14 protein-coding genes are annotated in these 14,879 nt (G+C 43.2%); 11 read left to right on the forward strand and 3 right to left on the reverse strand.

Features of this window, described 5'->3' with window-relative positions:
• Positions 1 to 24: 24 nt before the first annotated feature.
• Both ACP7A0_RS16720 and ACP7A0_RS16725 read left to right on the forward strand, forming a co-directional pair.
• Positions 25 to 525: a YwgA family protein gene (locus ACP7A0_RS16720; protein ID WP_034660337.1), complete on the forward strand. Its 501-nt coding sequence runs from the start codon at positions 25 to 27 to the stop codon at positions 523 to 525.
• Between the two features lie 224 nt (positions 526 to 749).
• Positions 750 to 1,562: a zinc-dependent metalloprotease gene (locus ACP7A0_RS16725; protein ID WP_034660335.1), complete on the forward strand. Its 813-nt coding sequence runs from the start codon at positions 750 to 752 to the stop codon at positions 1,560 to 1,562.
• Positions 1,563 to 1,610: 48 nt separating this feature from the next.
• Here ACP7A0_RS16725 and ACP7A0_RS16730 read toward each other — a convergent pair whose 3' ends face one another.
• Entirely contained in the window at positions 1,611 to 1,796 is a 186-nt protein-coding gene (locus tag ACP7A0_RS16730; RefSeq protein WP_012011601.1) for a 2-hydroxymuconate tautomerase, read from the reverse strand.
• A 114-nt stretch (positions 1,797 to 1,910) separates the two neighbouring features.
• On the opposite strand from ACP7A0_RS16730, the gene ACP7A0_RS16735 reads away from it, so the two are divergent.
• Complete coding sequence (locus ACP7A0_RS16735) at positions 1,911 to 2,567, forward strand: site-2 protease family protein (protein WP_252067798.1); 657 nt, start codon at positions 1,911 to 1,913, stop codon at positions 2,565 to 2,567.
• 12 nt (positions 2,568 to 2,579) lie between these two features.
• Entirely contained in the window at positions 2,580 to 3,098 is a 519-nt protein-coding gene (locus ACP7A0_RS16740; protein WP_034660332.1) for a YwhD family protein, read from the forward strand.
• A gap of 125 nt (positions 3,099 to 3,223) precedes the next feature.
• Here the strand turns inward: ACP7A0_RS16740 and ACP7A0_RS16745 are convergent, their stop codons facing one another.
• Positions 3,224 to 5,293, reverse strand: a complete 2,070-nt coding sequence (locus ACP7A0_RS16745) for a transglycosylase domain-containing protein (protein ID WP_034660331.1) — start codon at positions 5,291 to 5,293, stop codon at positions 3,224 to 3,226.
• A 224-nt stretch (positions 5,294 to 5,517) separates the two neighbouring features.
• On the opposite strand from ACP7A0_RS16745, the gene speE reads away from it, so the two are divergent.
• The 5 genes from speE (at position 5,518) to argS (ending at position 9,924) form a co-directional block, all read left to right on the forward strand.
• Entirely contained in the window at positions 5,518 to 6,348 is an 831-nt protein-coding gene (speE, locus tag ACP7A0_RS16750; RefSeq protein ID WP_012011597.1) for a spermidine synthase, read from the forward strand.
• 69 nt (positions 6,349 to 6,417) lie between these two features.
• Positions 6,418 to 7,290 carry an agmatinase gene (gene speB / locus ACP7A0_RS16755; RefSeq protein ID WP_088003052.1) on the forward strand — a complete coding sequence of 291 codons (873 nt, stop codon included), beginning with the start codon at positions 6,418 to 6,420 and terminating at the stop codon, positions 7,288 to 7,290.
• Positions 7,291 to 7,359: 69 nt separating this feature from the next.
• The gene (locus ACP7A0_RS16760) at positions 7,360 to 7,707 is read left to right on the forward strand and encodes a hypothetical protein (protein ID WP_034660328.1); all 348 of its coding nucleotides are present in this window, start codon (positions 7,360 to 7,362) and stop codon (positions 7,705 to 7,707) included.
• A 124-nt stretch (positions 7,708 to 7,831) separates the two neighbouring features.
• Positions 7,832 to 8,254, forward strand: a complete 423-nt coding sequence (locus tag ACP7A0_RS16765; protein WP_034660326.1) for a DUF1934 domain-containing protein — start codon at positions 7,832 to 7,834, stop codon at positions 8,252 to 8,254.
• A complete protein-coding gene (gene argS / locus ACP7A0_RS16770; protein WP_095285670.1) occupies positions 8,251 to 9,924 on the forward strand; it encodes an arginine--tRNA ligase in 1,674 nt (557 codons plus the stop codon). Before ACP7A0_RS16765 ends, argS begins: the two co-directional genes overlap by 4 nt.
• 293 nt (positions 9,925 to 10,217) lie before the next feature.
• Here the strand turns inward: argS and ACP7A0_RS16775 are convergent, their stop codons facing one another.
• Positions 10,218 to 11,189 carry a S66 family peptidase gene (locus ACP7A0_RS16775; protein ID WP_106030618.1) on the reverse strand — a complete coding sequence of 324 codons (972 nt, stop codon included), beginning with the start codon at positions 11,187 to 11,189 and terminating at the stop codon, positions 10,218 to 10,220.
• Positions 11,190 to 11,346: 157 nt separating this feature from the next.
• Between ACP7A0_RS16775 and cls the strand changes: the two genes are divergently transcribed.
• Both cls and ACP7A0_RS16785 read left to right on the forward strand, forming a co-directional pair.
• A complete protein-coding gene (gene cls, locus ACP7A0_RS16780; protein WP_426005813.1) occupies positions 11,347 to 12,849 on the forward strand; it encodes a cardiolipin synthase in 1,503 nt (500 codons plus the stop codon).
• 105 nt (positions 12,850 to 12,954) lie between these two features.
• Positions 12,955 to 14,670 (forward strand): ABC transporter ATP-binding protein, encoded by a 1,716-nt coding sequence (locus ACP7A0_RS16785; RefSeq protein ID WP_060597738.1) that lies wholly within the window; start codon positions 12,955 to 12,957, stop codon positions 14,668 to 14,670.
• Positions 14,671 to 14,879: the final 209 nt, after the last annotated feature.

The raw sequence follows: 14,879 nt of genomic DNA on the forward strand, positions 1-14,879 counted from the left end.
ACTGAAAAAGGAGATGTCGGGAATTTGTTGAAAGAGCATGCAAAGTTGATGAAGGTATTCTCTGAATCAGGGGAAATCGTTGGACGGAAGAAGCTGCAAAAGATGATTTACATAGCAAAAAAGCTAGATTTGCCTTTTTATGAGAAATACGATTTTCATTTTTATGGCCCCTATTCAGAGGAGTTGACACTCAGAATTGAAGAGCTGTGCAACCTTGGATTCTTGGACGAAATGAAGGAAAAAAAGGGCGGATACTATCAATATCGCTATTCGCTGACGGACAATGGGAAAGAGTTTCTCGATCAGTGTGAAGTGGACATGCCTGACCTCAAAGTACTGACGCAGCAGATGAACGAGCAGTCGTCTCGTTTCCTAGAGCTCGTCTCCACAATTTTATACTTTGATGACCTGCCAGAAGATGAGGTAAAGGAAAAGGTCTTCACTATTAAAAGCAAGCAGCGCTATACGGACGAAGAATTTGAGGATGCTCTTGCTTATATTGAACAATTGAAGGAATTGAACTAGTTTCGCAAAAGCCCAGCATTTAGGGCTTTTTTTGTTTTGTAAGACCCAGACCAAAAGCGCTATTTTCCGATGAAATGTGTGCTGAAATATCCGAAAAATTAGTGAATATGACGTATTTCGACTTTTTTTCTGTGTATCCAATTCCCTGTTTTTGACTGAATAGAAGGAAAATGGTGAATTTTCAGTGAATATATAACCTTGTGAAAATCAAAGGAGGGATAGGAATGAAAAAGCGTTCAGTCTTTTTGTCATTTTTATTGGTAGGTAGTTTGTTACCGGGAGTAAGTTCAGCTTCAGCACCAGTCGCGAGTGCTGGTCATGGGCATGATCATGGTCATGCGCCGTTCGAAACACATATTAGTGAGGGGTTGCCAAAGGCAAACGATTTTAAAGATTTGACGAAAGCACCTCCAATTGAACGAGATGTGAAAACAAAGGTATTAGATGAGTCTGGTAAGCAGGTAGGCTCTAGAACCTTTAAGGCGAATACAGGAGATTCTATTTCAACAAAGGCAAGTACAGGCAGTCAGAAAGTAACGGTCTATGCTGTAGCAGATGCGCAGTATCGTGCGAAATATAGTGACTGGCAGACGCGGATTGTCAGCATCATTGAGCAAGCGGACGTGACCTTTAACCGTGATCATGATGTGGACTTTGTCGTACAAGCCGTAGGATCTTGGACGTCTTCAGGATCAAATGCAGAGCAAATTTTATCTAACCTTTCGCGCAGCTTTGATGGCAGAGGATACGATTTTGTCACTGGATTTACAGCAAATCCAAACTTTGATGCGGGCGGAATCGCTTATGTATACAATAGTGCACCGAGCGGAAGTGCATTCGCCGTTAACCTTGATCAAGGAACAGCGAACACCGCAAAAGCGGCTACGCATGAATACGGTCATAACTTTGGCTTACCGCATGACCCTCAAGGCAGCGGCATTGTCTGCTTAATGAACTATGATTATTCCTACACAGTCGATTTCTTTGATGCGGCTCATAAAAATCAAGTGAACCGTAACAAAGCGTGGTACAGATAAAATAAGAGACAAAAGGACAAACACCTATGTGCTTGTCCTTTTTTATGCTTACAGGTCGCTGATGCGTTTTCCTGCTACGGCATAGTGTTCTTTTTTCATTTCTTCAATAATGACAGAGACTTTTTCTGCACCTGCGCCTGTTGTTTCAACAACAGCATCAGTGACTTTCTCCACAAGAGCTCTTTTCTGCTCGTCTGTTCTTCCTTCTAGCATTTGAACGGTGACAATCGGCAATGCGAAAACCTCCTTTTTCCTTTTCGTGCTACGCTTCCCTTTAGTTTAAGGGACTTCTTATAGTATACTGAATGGAGTAAATCATTGTATAGAAAGAAAGAGGGATTCATGCCTTTGGACCAATTTCTTGTGTATCCATTAGAACTTATTCCATATGTCGCTATTACGCTTGTTGTTGCATTTACGATGCACGAGCTGGCGCATGCATATGTTGCGTATCGTTTCGGAGACCCGACAGCTAAGAACCAAGGGAGACTCACGCTAAATCCACTGAAGCATCTCGATATATTCGGGACGATTTTAATCTTTGTCGCTGGGTTTGGCTGGGCGAAACCTGTGCCGGTGAATCGATACCATTTTAAAAAACCGCGCTTAGCAGGAATCTGCGTCTCGATTGCTGGCCCATTAAGTAACTTGGTGTTGGCGTTTCTAGGCTTTTTCGTGTACGTGCTTCTTCAGAAATTTGGCGGGGAGTCGCTCATGCGCTTTGAGCCGGGCGTCGATAATTTTTTCTTAATCTTTATTAACTTGAATGTCATTTTGTTCCTATTTAACCTATTGCCACTTCCGCCGCTGGATGGGTATCGTATTATTGAGGACGTCGTCAGTCCCCGTATCCGGGCGAAAATGACGCAATTCGAACAATATGGGATCATTATTTTTCTCATATTCGTGATTACGCCGCTAGGACAGTTTGTTTTTGGTCCATTGATCGGAATGCGGGATCAAATCATATACTGGTTTAATCTTATTTTGAAACCGCTGCTTTAGGAGGTCTAATGAATGGAAGGTAAAAAAAAGAAACCAATTGGTTTTAACATCATTAAAAAAACAGATGCAACCGACGGACACGGGGGCTTTGGAGCGGGTGCGCTCAGCCTTGATAACATTTCGCCAGTGATCATTGACGTAGAGGAAAAGGAAGCTGTCATTGATATTGGTGCGATGCATGCAAGAAGTGCCGTGGAAAAAGGAATTAAATTCTTGAAAAGCAAAGAAGAGGTGCCGAACGGAAAGCCGTATTGGCTCGTATGGGTGACCATTGACCGCAGAGAAGATGGCCCTTATTATGCGGGTGTGACGGCTTGTGAAATGACCGTCGACCGTTCAATCCGCCGCGGGTATAAGTCGCTTCCAGAGCATGTGAATTTAATGGATAAATCGATGAAGCGAAAAATCGTCGTCAGTCATATGGATGACGTATCGAAAAAGGTGCTGGCTGATTTCTTGAAGAGTCATAATAAAGCACTATGGGAAGCATCCACAGATGAATTAAAAGAAGGATTGTCTGTCTCTGAATAATTGTGAAATTTTTGTGAAGAATGGCGGATCGCTACCAATTCCAGCTGTTTTTTGAGTAAACTGGTGTTAAAGCTAGGACATGGAGAATCCCGAGATGCAGATCTCGGGGTTTTTCATGTCCTTTTTTAACGTTTCAGCCACTTTTCCCACCATTTCTTTGGTTTTTGATCTTGAACCGGATCTTGTTCAGAGGCTTTGTCCTCAGCACCGTAGCAGACACCTGTCGGCTCCGTTCCTTCTATAAAATAGGTGAATACCTTTGATTCACATCCTGGGCCTGCGAGATCGCCGGTTTTTGGATTGATATACACACCTTTTACACCGTCTGGCGGCATGAAGGAGGAGGCTGGCTGCTTCGAGAGGGCTGATTCCATAAAGGATGCCCATATCTTTTTTGCATAGGCTGTTTCTTCGACCGAGTCAATGGTGCGCCCTTTATCATAGCCCGTCCACACACCCGCGACGAGCTGGGGAGAGAAGCCGATCATCCAGCTGTCGGCTCCTGTCGTTCCCGATTTTCCTCCGTATGTTCGCGTTAGATCCTTCATAATGGTGCGGCCAGTGACACTCGTATAGCCGTTTAACTGATCATTGAACATTCCTGACATCATATCGGTGGTAATAAATGCTGCTTTTTCATCTAGGACTTGCTCTCGTTTTTGTTTTTCTTCATAAAGCACGTTGCCTTTTGCGTCCGTTACTTTCGTAATAAAGGTTGGTTTGACACGTTTTCCGCCGTTGACCAGCATGGCGTAAGCATTGGTCATTTCAATTGGTTTGACAGGGGACGTGCCAAGGGCAAGTGATGGCACTTGATCTAGTTTTTCGTTGATTCCAAATGTTTTGCCAGCACGTACAAGCTGCTCCATTCCTAAAAATAGATGGGTTTTCACGGCATAAATATTATCAGACAGCGCCAAGGCTTGAAGCATGGTAATGCCGTCATTGGCGTAATAGCCATGATAATTGCTTGGTGAATAAGCAGCACCGCTTCCTTGATCATCGAGCTCAAAAACCGTTTCTTCACTGCGCATGACGGTTGCTGGTGTAAACCCATTCTGCAAGGCAATGTAATAGAGGAGAGGTTTCATTGTTGAACCGGGCTGTCTTTTCGCTTGTGTCACCCGATTGAATGGACTTTTCTCATAATCTCTTCCCCCGATGAGGGCGAGTACATGACCTGTTTGGGGATGGATAGCGGTAAAGCCGATTTGGATGTCTGATTTCGAATACATCGTGTTTTTTAACGTCTTCTCTGCGATTTTCTGTAACTCTGGATTTAAAGTCGTTTGGATATGAAGTCCATAGGTTTCAATCTGTTCCTCAGTTAACCCCAAGCTTTGTTTCAACTCACGAATCACATCATCATAAAAATACGGGGCTTGCTTTGCTTGCAGCTGCTTCTGCTGCAAAGGGCGATAGGACAGTTTTTCTTTCGAAGCTTCAGCGGCTGCCTTTTTCGTAATCATGCCGTCATCTTGCATTTGCCTCAGAATCATATTCTTTCTTGCACCGGCTTTCTCTTCATTCACATAAGGCGAATAGAGAGAAGGGCCCTTTGGGATACCGGCAAGTAAGGCAGATTCGGCGAGGGTCAAATTCTTCGCTTTTTTCCCGAAATACAGACGGGACGCCGCTTCCACGCCATACGCTCCGTGACCATAATAAATGGTGTTCAAGTATCCTTCTAAAATCTCATCTTTTGTATAGTTTTGCTCTAAGCGGATCGTGTAAAAGGCTTCATTCCACTTCCGCTTCCACGTTTTATCATGATCTAAATACAGGTTTCGTGCATATTGCTGGGTGATCGTGCTGGCTCCTTGTACCTTAGCCATGGCACGAATATCAGCCACTGCAGCACCCGCCATCCGTTTCACATCAAAACCATGATGCTCATAAAAGGTTTTATCCTCTACAGCTACAGCTGCCTGCCTGATATGAGGGGACATGTCCTTTAATGGCACCCAATATCTCTTTTCTCCAAAGTTGGATTCTCCAAGCTTTGAACCATCGGCTGCATAAATGGTCGTGGATTGGGGAACTTGAACGGAAGGGGCACCTTGCCATTTGGCAAGTAAAAGAATCGTCAAAAAGACAGTGCCTGCAAATAGAAAAGCGAGCAAGCCGATAAAAAAACAGGCTCGAATCGTTTTCACGGTCATGCGGATTTTTTTATTACTCATGATTGTGTCCATGCAAAGCCCCCATTTTGACGGTTTTTTATCAGTATGGAACAAAGAAAACCGTTTTAAACAAATGATTGCAAGAGCGTGCATTAAAATTGAAGAGAACTCATGCGGTTCTTTACAATTTGATATGAATCCACTATACTTTTTTCTTGGACAATCGATATAGTCATAGCCGATAAAGGCGCTAACAATAGATGTTTGTTTATTATTGGATGAGAGGAAGATGGACAATGAGCGAACTTTGGTATACAGAGAAGCAAACGAAGAATTTTGGTATTACATTGAAGGTGAACAAAACCCTTCACACAGAACAAACAGATTTTCAGCATTTAGAAATGGTGGAAACAGAAGAGTTTGGCAATATGCTGTTTTTAGACGGTATGGTGATGACATCTGAGAAAGATGAGTTTGTATACCACGAAATGGTGGCACATGTTCCTCTTTTCACTCATCCAAACCCGGAAAATGTTCTTGTCGTAGGCGGAGGAGACGGCGGTGTCATTCGTGAAATCCTCAAACACCCAAGTGTGAAGAAAGCGACACTTGTTGATATTGATGGAAAAGTCATCGAATACTCGAAGAAATTCCTTCCTTCTATTGCTGGAAAACTAGACGATCCTCGTGTGGATGTCAAAGTCGGAGACGGCTTTATGCACATTGCCGAAGCTGACAACGAATATGATGTCATCATGGTGGACTCAACTGAACCAGTTGGTCCAGCTGTGAATCTGTTCTCTAAAGGATTTTACGCAGGAATCTCAAAAGCACTTAAAGAAGACGGTATTTTCGTGGCACAAACGGACAACCCTTGGTTCACACCTGAGCTGATTACAAATGTACAGCGTGATGTGAAAGAAATTTTCCCAATCACGAAGCTTTACACAGCGAATATTCCAACGTATCCAAGTGGTCTTTGGACATTTACCATCGGTTCAAAAAAATATGATCCACTTGCTGTAGAAGACAGCCGTTTCTTTGATATTGAGACTAAATATTACACAAAAGAATTGCACAAAGCGGCATTCGTTCTGCCGAAATTTGTGAGTGACTTAATCAAATAAATCAAGCGAAGTGGAAATGCGCAAATGACAGTTTGCGCATTTTTTGAAGCGTAAAAGGAGGAATCTTGTTTGAGATTCGACGAGGCTTATTCAGGAAAAGTGTTTATTGGAAGTCATCCGACATGGGAAGATGCAAAAGTCATTTTATACGGTATGCCGATGGATTGGACCGTCAGTTATAGACCGGGCTCACGTTTTGGCCCAAACCGTATTCGTGAAGTTTCGATTGGATTAGAGGAATACAGCCCTTATTTAGATCGTGAACTGCACGAGGTACCATTCTTTGATGCCGGTGACATTCCGCTTCCTTTTGGAAATGCACAGAAAAGCTTAGACTTAATTGAAGAGTATGTCGACAGCATTTTAGAAAAAGGGAAGTTTCCATTAGGAATGGGCGGTGAGCATCTTGTGTCTTGGCCGGTTTTCCGTGCGATGCATAAGAAATACCCTGATTTGGCGATTATTCATATGGACGCACATACGGATCTTCGTGAGGAATATGAGGGTGAGCCTCTGTCTCATTCAACACCGATTCGTAAAGTAGCAGGACTTATTGGACCTGAGAATGTGTTCTCTTTCGGGATTCGTTCTGGGATGAAGGAAGAATTTGAATGGGCAAAAGAAGCGGGCATGCACATTTCTAAATTTGAAGTGCTGGAGCCATTGAAGCAAGTATTGCCAAAGCTGAAGGGGCGTCCAGTTTATGTGACGATCGACATTGATGTATTAGACCCGGCTCATGCACCTGGTACAGGCACGGTGGATGCTGGCGGTATTACATCAAAAGAGCTGCTTGCATCTATTCATGCGATTGCAGGTTCTGATGTCCAAGTAGTCGGTGCAGACCTTGTTGAGGTAGCACCTGTATATGATCATTCTGACCAAACAGCGAATACAGCGAGCAAGCTTTTACGCGAAATGCTGCTTGGATTTGTGAAATAACACCTTGATAGAGGAGCTTGTCATCTCATGTGGACAAGCTCTTTTTTTACATGGAAAAGGAGGCAGTTCATGTTTTCTTCTATATTGATGGTGCTTCTCGCTTTATGTGTGTTAGCGGCAGGCATTCTCACGCTGAAACGAGAGCTCAAAGCTGAGCCGCCCGTTTTTGCTTCGAAAAAGGAAGCAAAGGAAGAGATGATGGGGCTGTTTCAGGATCGAGGCTTTTTCTATCTGACGGCCATTGCGTTATTCATGCAGGTGGTATGTAAGCAGACGCAAATCGTGCCATTTGATTTTTTTCAGGTATTTTTGGCAAGTTCAGGCGTACAAGCTCTTTTTTATTTAATCAACAGAAAAGACTTGGGCGTAAAGGCTGGATTGGTGGTATTAGTGAGTGTCCTGTTTCTTTTTTTCTAAAGGGATGGCGGAAGATCAAAAACGAAGTTTAATCGCCGTGAAGAAGAGAAATGATGGTATGATAGGCGATCATGAATATGGTATACTATTTTAGTTAAACGGGTCTTAGCAAAGGAAGTGCAAAATGACACAAAACCAAATTTCAATTCATGTCAAGTCAGTGATGAAACCAGAGACGGAGCCGGCTGAAACGATCGAATTCCGCACGACTGGAACGTATCAAGAGAAGGATGACAAAACGTATCTCACTTACCATGAAGAACATGAAATGGGTCAAGTAAAAACCGTTGTGAAAATGAGTGAAAAAGAAATTTTTGTCATGAGATCAGGTGCCATTCAAATGAAGCAGCGCTTTCTCATCGGAGAAACGACCGTCACACATTACACGATGCCCTTCGGTACACTACAGCTTGATGTACACACACATGGCATTGATCTAGATGTGGACAAGGGACTGCTGCACATTACGTACGATATGCTGACAGGGGAAGACCAAAAGCATTTACATACATTATCGATTTCGTATAAGGAGGATTTACGTTCATGAATATCGCAGAACAGGTCAAAGATGCGTTAAAAGAAGAAATCATTGCGGCAGTCGTCAAAGCAGGACTTGCTGATGAAAGCCAGGTACCAGATGTCCTTTTAGAAGTGCCGAAAGACAAAACTCACGGTGATTACTCCACCAACATGGCGATGCAGCTTGCCCGCATTGCGAAAAAAGCACCTCGCCAAATCGCAGAGGACATTGTCAAAGCGTTTGATAAAGGGAAAGCTTCTATTGAAAAACTGGATATCGCAGGTCCAGGATTCATTAACTTTTATATGAACAATCAGTATTTAACAAAGCTCATCCCAGCTGTCCTTGAAGCAAAAGAGGCATATGGCGAAACAAATACAGGCGGCGGCCAAAAGGTGCAAGTCGAATTCGTTTCAGCCAACCCAACAGGTGACCTTCATCTTGGACATGCCCGCGGAGCAGCTGTAGGTGATTCTCTTTGCAACATCCTTGATAAAGCAGGGTTCGATGTGAGCCGTGAATACTATATCAACGATGCAGGGAATCAAATCAATAATCTCGCTTTATCTGTAGAAGTACGTTACTTTGAGGCACTCGGTCTTGAAAAAGAGATGCCTGAAGACGGCTACAGAGGAGAAGACATCAAAGGCATCGGGCAAAAGCTTGCGTATGAATTTGGTGACCGTTTCGTGCATGAGCCAGAAGAAGAGCGGATGAAGTTCTTCCGTGAATACGGATTAAAATACGAATTAGAGAAATTGCGTGTAGACCTTGAGAATTTCCGTGTTCCATTTGATGTATGGTATTCAGAAACCTCTTTATATGAAAACGGAAAAATCGAACCAGCGCTGGAAACACTTCGTGAAAAAGGCTATGTCTTTGAAGAAGACGGTGCAACATGGCTGCGTTCAACTGATTTTGGTGATGACAAGGACCGTGTGCTGATTAAAAAAGACGGCAGCTTCACTTACCTGCTTCCAGACATCGCATACCATAAAGACAAACTAGACAGAGGCTTTGACCAGCTCATTAACATTTGGGGAGCGGACCATCACGGCTATATCCCCCGAATGAAAGCGGCGATTCAAGCACTTGGATATCCAGCTGGCAAGCTCGAAGTAGAAATCATTCAGCTCGTTCACCTTTACAAAAACGGTGAAAAGATGAAAATGAGTAAGCGTACAGGAAAAGCTGTCACCATGCGTGACCTGATTGAAGAAGTAGGCTTAGATGCCACTCGTTATTTCTTTGCGATGAGAAGTGCGGCGACACACATGGACTTTGACCTAGACTTAGCCATCTCTACGTCTAACGAAAACCCTGTGTACTACGCACAATATGCACATGCGAGAATTTGCAGCATGCTGCGTCAAGGTGAAGAAAAAGGCTACGAGCCGAGCCTTGAAAAAGCAGATTTCTCTCACATTCAATCGGAAAAAGAATACGATCTTCTCAAAATCATTGGCAGCTTCCCAGAAGTTGTAGCAGAAGCAGCTGAAAAGCGCATTCCGCACCGCGTGACGAACTATATTTATGACCTTGCATCAGCCCTTCACAGCTTCTACAATGCCGAGAAGGTTATTGATGTAGAAAACGAAACAAAAACAACAGCACGTCTTTCACTCATGAAAGCAACACAAATCACGCTTGCTAATGCATTAAAACTAATTGGCGTATCTGCACCGGAAAAGATGTAATACAAAAAAGCCCCGCTCTACTATAGGAGTGGGGCTTTTTTATAAGAAAACACCCGCTATCTTCTAAGGACAGCAGGTGTTGAACATTACCCAAGCGTATTAATAATGTTAGAAATAGAATCGAATAATTGACTAAGTACATCAGAGAACATGTTGCCCCCTCCTCTCTTTTCTTTTTACATCTACTTAACGAAGGGGATGGAGGGTTGGATCACTTTTTTCTGAAAAAATTTTATAAAAGATCGTGGCATAGAAAAAAGCACCGTTTATTTGGGTGCTTTTTTGGCTCTGTTTTATGATAGAATGCGCAGCTGCACGGCTCCATCTTTACACGCTAGCTTCACGTCTCCGCCAATCGGTAAGGTGAAGACCGGCTGCGTATGTCCGATATCGACATCGTAGATCACTGGGATGTGTTTGAGCATTGGATGTTTATCTAAAATGAACCTCAAATGTTCCTCTGTCATCTCGGATTTCTTTTGGAAGCGTCCGATGATCAACCCTTTGATTGATTCTGCATGCTGCATGAGGGAGGTGAGGTCTCTGGCGAACATTTCAGGGAAGACCAACTCATCATCCTCTACAAATAAGATGGCATCCTTGATTTGAGGCATAAACGATGTCCCTTGCAGTAAGTTCAGTGTACAAAGGTTTCCGCCAAACAAGGTGCCTTCAGCTGTTCCTTCCTGATAGATTCCCCATTTCGTCGGATGAAACTGCCTGTTCGCTTGATCAAGATACCATGCATCATCACTCCATTTTGTCGAAGGGATCACATCAAATGGCTCACCGCCGCTCATCAAGCAGGCTTGAAACATAGCGGTCTGCTCCTCTTGCCCCTGCTCCATTTGGAAGCTGGAGAAATGGGGTCCAGAGTATGTGACCATATCACATTTGGCGGTAATGGCGCTTGCGAGTGCGGTGATATCACTGTAGCCGCAAAGAACTTTAGGATGCTGACGAATCAAGTCGTAATCAATGTAAGGCAAGAGTTCATTGCAATTGAAGCCTCCGATGGCTGTCAAAATACCGTCGACTTCATCATCTGTGAACGCCTCATGCAGATCAGACAAGCGGTGTTCAATGGATAACGAGGAATGAAGATCACATTCAAACGCGTGTTTTCCAAAAGAGACAGTGAAACCTAAGGTCTCTAAACGTTTTTTTGATTGAGAGATTCCATCTTCTGATAAAATGCTGGCACTTCGGCTTGGAGCAATGACACGAATATGATCGCCCTTTTTTAAAGGAGAGGGTGTATGCATAAACAAATCTTCCTTTCCATCACATATTTCTCCATTATATCGGATCAAATGGTCCAAGTCTGTAAAAGCTAGGAGAAAGGCATAGGCCGTGCGTTTCATACAAGCTGTGCAAAGGGTATGGAAGAGAAAAAGACAGAAACGAATGAGGGCGGAGAATGTGAAAAAGAGGAGACTGGAATTTTTATTTTTATATTTTATGATATTCGGGGCATATGTGGTATATTGGTGGCCTGTGCCAGCGTGGAGCATTCAGCTGTACGCGGCAGTTTATATCGCCATTATTTTATTTAGTATCATCTCACTCATGCTAGAAAACCGTACATCACAGCACACGTTGTTATGGATGTATGTGCTGATCTTTTTCCCGATCATTGGCTATATGTTTTATTTGTTCTCAGGACAGCTCTATGTGAAAGGTCATTTATTCAAATCAAAGAGAATGTACAACCGTGAAAAGTTACGCAGAATATCTGAGCTTGAGAGCAAGCCGGATGAATCGCGTCTAACCGAAAATCAGCGAACTTTTTTTCATTACACAGAAAAAGCAACAGGCATGCATGTGAACACAAATAGTGATATGGACATTTTAAAGAATGGGGAGGAGACTTTTCCCCGTATTTTTGAAGAATTAAAAAAGGCAAAATCGTTCATCCATATAGAATACTACATGTTCAAATCAGATTTCCTCGGGCACCGGATGATGGAGATTCTGATAGAAAAAGTGAAAGAAGGGGTAGAGGTTCGCTTCATCTATGATGCGGCTGGCAGCATTCGCTTCTCCCGAAAAGATATTAAACGCTTGAAGCAGGAAGGAGTAAAGGTCGCTCCTTTTCTGCCTTTAAAATATGGTTTTTTTAATCAAAAATTCAATTTCCGAAATCACCGCAAAATCGTGATAATTGATGGGAAGACAGGGTTTGTCGGTGGGTTAAATGTCGGAAAAGAATATGTCGGACGTGATGAAAATATCGGTTTTTGGCGTGATACGCATACCATGTTAAAGGGTGAGGCTGTTCAAACCCTTCACTCTGTTTTTATGCTCGACTGGGAGTATGTATCAGATGAAGTATTAATTGATGATCCGAAGTATCATACGCCGCACTCTGTGACGGGAGAGGATGTCATTCAGGTTGTACCGACTGGACCCGATATGAAAGAAAGTATGAGTGATTTATATGATGCACTCATCTCAAATGCGAAACAATTTGTCTGGATTGCAACACCTTATTTTGTCCCAAATGAATCCCTTCGTACAGCATTAAAAATTGCTGCTACAAGAGGGGGGGATGTCCGGGTGATGGTTCCGGAGATCAATGACGGCTTTCTCACACAATACGCCACACGATCCTATTTTTCTGAGCTTCTAAAAGAAGGTATCAAGGTGTATCACTATCAAAAGGGCTTCATGCATCAAAAAGTGATGATCGCAGATGGAGAACTTGCCTCTGTCGGCACCGCAAATGTGGATATGAGAAGCTTTCAGCTCAATTTTGAGGTCAATGTCTTTACAGCCGCGAAAAAGCCAATTGAGCAACTGATGGACCACTATGAGGAAGATATGAAAGAATGTGAGCAAATGGGACCTGTTCATTTTTATAAAAGAGGGTTAAAAGAGCGATTGAAGGAATCATTTGCCCGGTTGTTTTCTGGCGTGTTATGAGGATTTCAAGTCAAAGAAATCATTTCCTGATCTAGTATTTTAAAGAGGATTCCTCTATAATTGAAAATGATTATCAATTATAGAGGAAATGAGGTTCTTTTACATATGCTAAAACGCTTTTTCGCCTATTACAGGCCCTATCGAGGTCTGTTCTTTTTAGATTTCTTTTGCGCTGTCGCCGTTGGATTGATGGAACTGGGTTTCCCGCTTATCGTGAACTACTTCATTGATACATTATTGCCAACAGGGAACTGGGCGGTCATTGGCTGGACCGCACTTGCGCTGTTTGTCATTTATGCACTCAGCTCGGTTATGCAATTTATTGTGTCGTACTGGGGGCATATGCTTGGAATTAATATTGAAACAGATATGAGGAAGAAGCTGTTTGATCACTTTCAGCGCCTATCCTTTAAATTCTTTGATAACAACAAAACGGGTAAGCTCATGTCACGGATGACAAACGACCTCATGTACATTGGAGAAGTGGCACATCACGGTCCTGAAGATTTGTTTATAGCCATTATGACAATTCTTGGTGCCTTTGCTGTCATGCTGATGATTAACTGGCAGCTGGCTATTTTAACCTTCCTGATCATGCCTGTCATCATCTGGCTTGCCCTTCATTTTAATAAGAAAATGACGCATGCGATTACACAGCTGAACAATGACATTGGAGACTTTCATGCAAGGGTTGAAAACAATATCGGCGGCATTCGTCTTGTTCAAGCCTTTGCCAATGAACATTTCGAGAAAAAACGTTTTGCTGAAAACAACAACCGGTTTCGGAAGGCGAAGCTTCTTTCTTATAAAATTATGTCGGTCAATGGATCGATCAGTTACATTCTCACACGTCTTGTGACACTGTTTGTCCTTCTCGCAGGTACATGGTTTGTCCTGCAAGGTCAATTAACGGCAGGTGGCTTTATCGCGTTTGTTCTGATCACAAATGTTTTATTTAGACCGATTGATAAAATCAACACGGTCATTGAAATGTATCCGAAAGGCATTGCGGGCTTTAAAAGCTATGTCGATTTGCTAGAAACAGAGCCGGATGTGAAGGATACAGAGGGAGCACGTGATGTATACGGACTGAAAGGTGAAATTGAATATCGAAACGTGACATTTGGCTACGATGAGCACAGCCATGTGCTAAAGGATATCGATTTAAAGATCAAACAAGGAGAAACGGTTGCGTTTGTCGGGCCTTCAGGAGCGGGGAAATCAACCATTTGCAGTCTGCTGCCTCGTTTTTATGATGTGGATGAAGGGGACATCACGATTGATGGTGTAAGCACAAAGTCGATGACATTGTCTTCTTTAAGGCAGCAGATCGGTATTGTGCAGCAGGATGTCTTTTTATTCTCGGGCACCATTCGTGAAAACATTGCGTACGGCAACCTAGAAGCCAGTGATGCAGAGATTTGGGAGGCTGTAAGAAGTGCGCATTTAGAGGAACTCGTTCAGCGTTTCCCAGAAGGGTTAAATACCGTGATAGGTGAGCGCGGCGTCAAACTGTCAGGCGGTCAAAAGCAGCGTCTGTCGATTGCGCGGATGTTCCTGAAAAACCCGTCCATTCTCATTCTAGATGAAGCCACATCAGCACTTGATACAGAAACAGAAAAAGCCATACAGGATGCACTGAGCGAACTGGCTGTCGGACGGACAACGCTCGTCATTGCCCACCGCCTTGCGACAATTAAACACGCCGACCGTATCATCGTCGTGACAGAGGAAGGCATTCAAGAACAAGGCCGCCACCAAGACTTAATCCAAATGGGCGGCGTATACAGCAGACTGCACGAAGCGCAGTTTGGTCATTAAGAAGAAAGAGAAAGCCCTTTTGATAAAGGGCTTTCAGCGTGTAGACAAACCCTCGCATTCGTTGTCAGTCCTGCGCTCTGGTGCTCACGAATGTTCAATTCGCTCCGCTCCAGTGCTCGTCCTTCCTAGACTGCAAAGGTTTTCTATCACGCTGAAAAAAGATAAAGGACTAAAATAAAGATCATTATAGCCCTTTGTCAAAAATCTGA

This window comes from Bacillus sp. DWP3-1 (assembly GCF_049896565.1).
Classification (GTDB): domain Bacteria; phylum Bacillota; class Bacilli; order Bacillales; family Bacillaceae; genus Bacillus.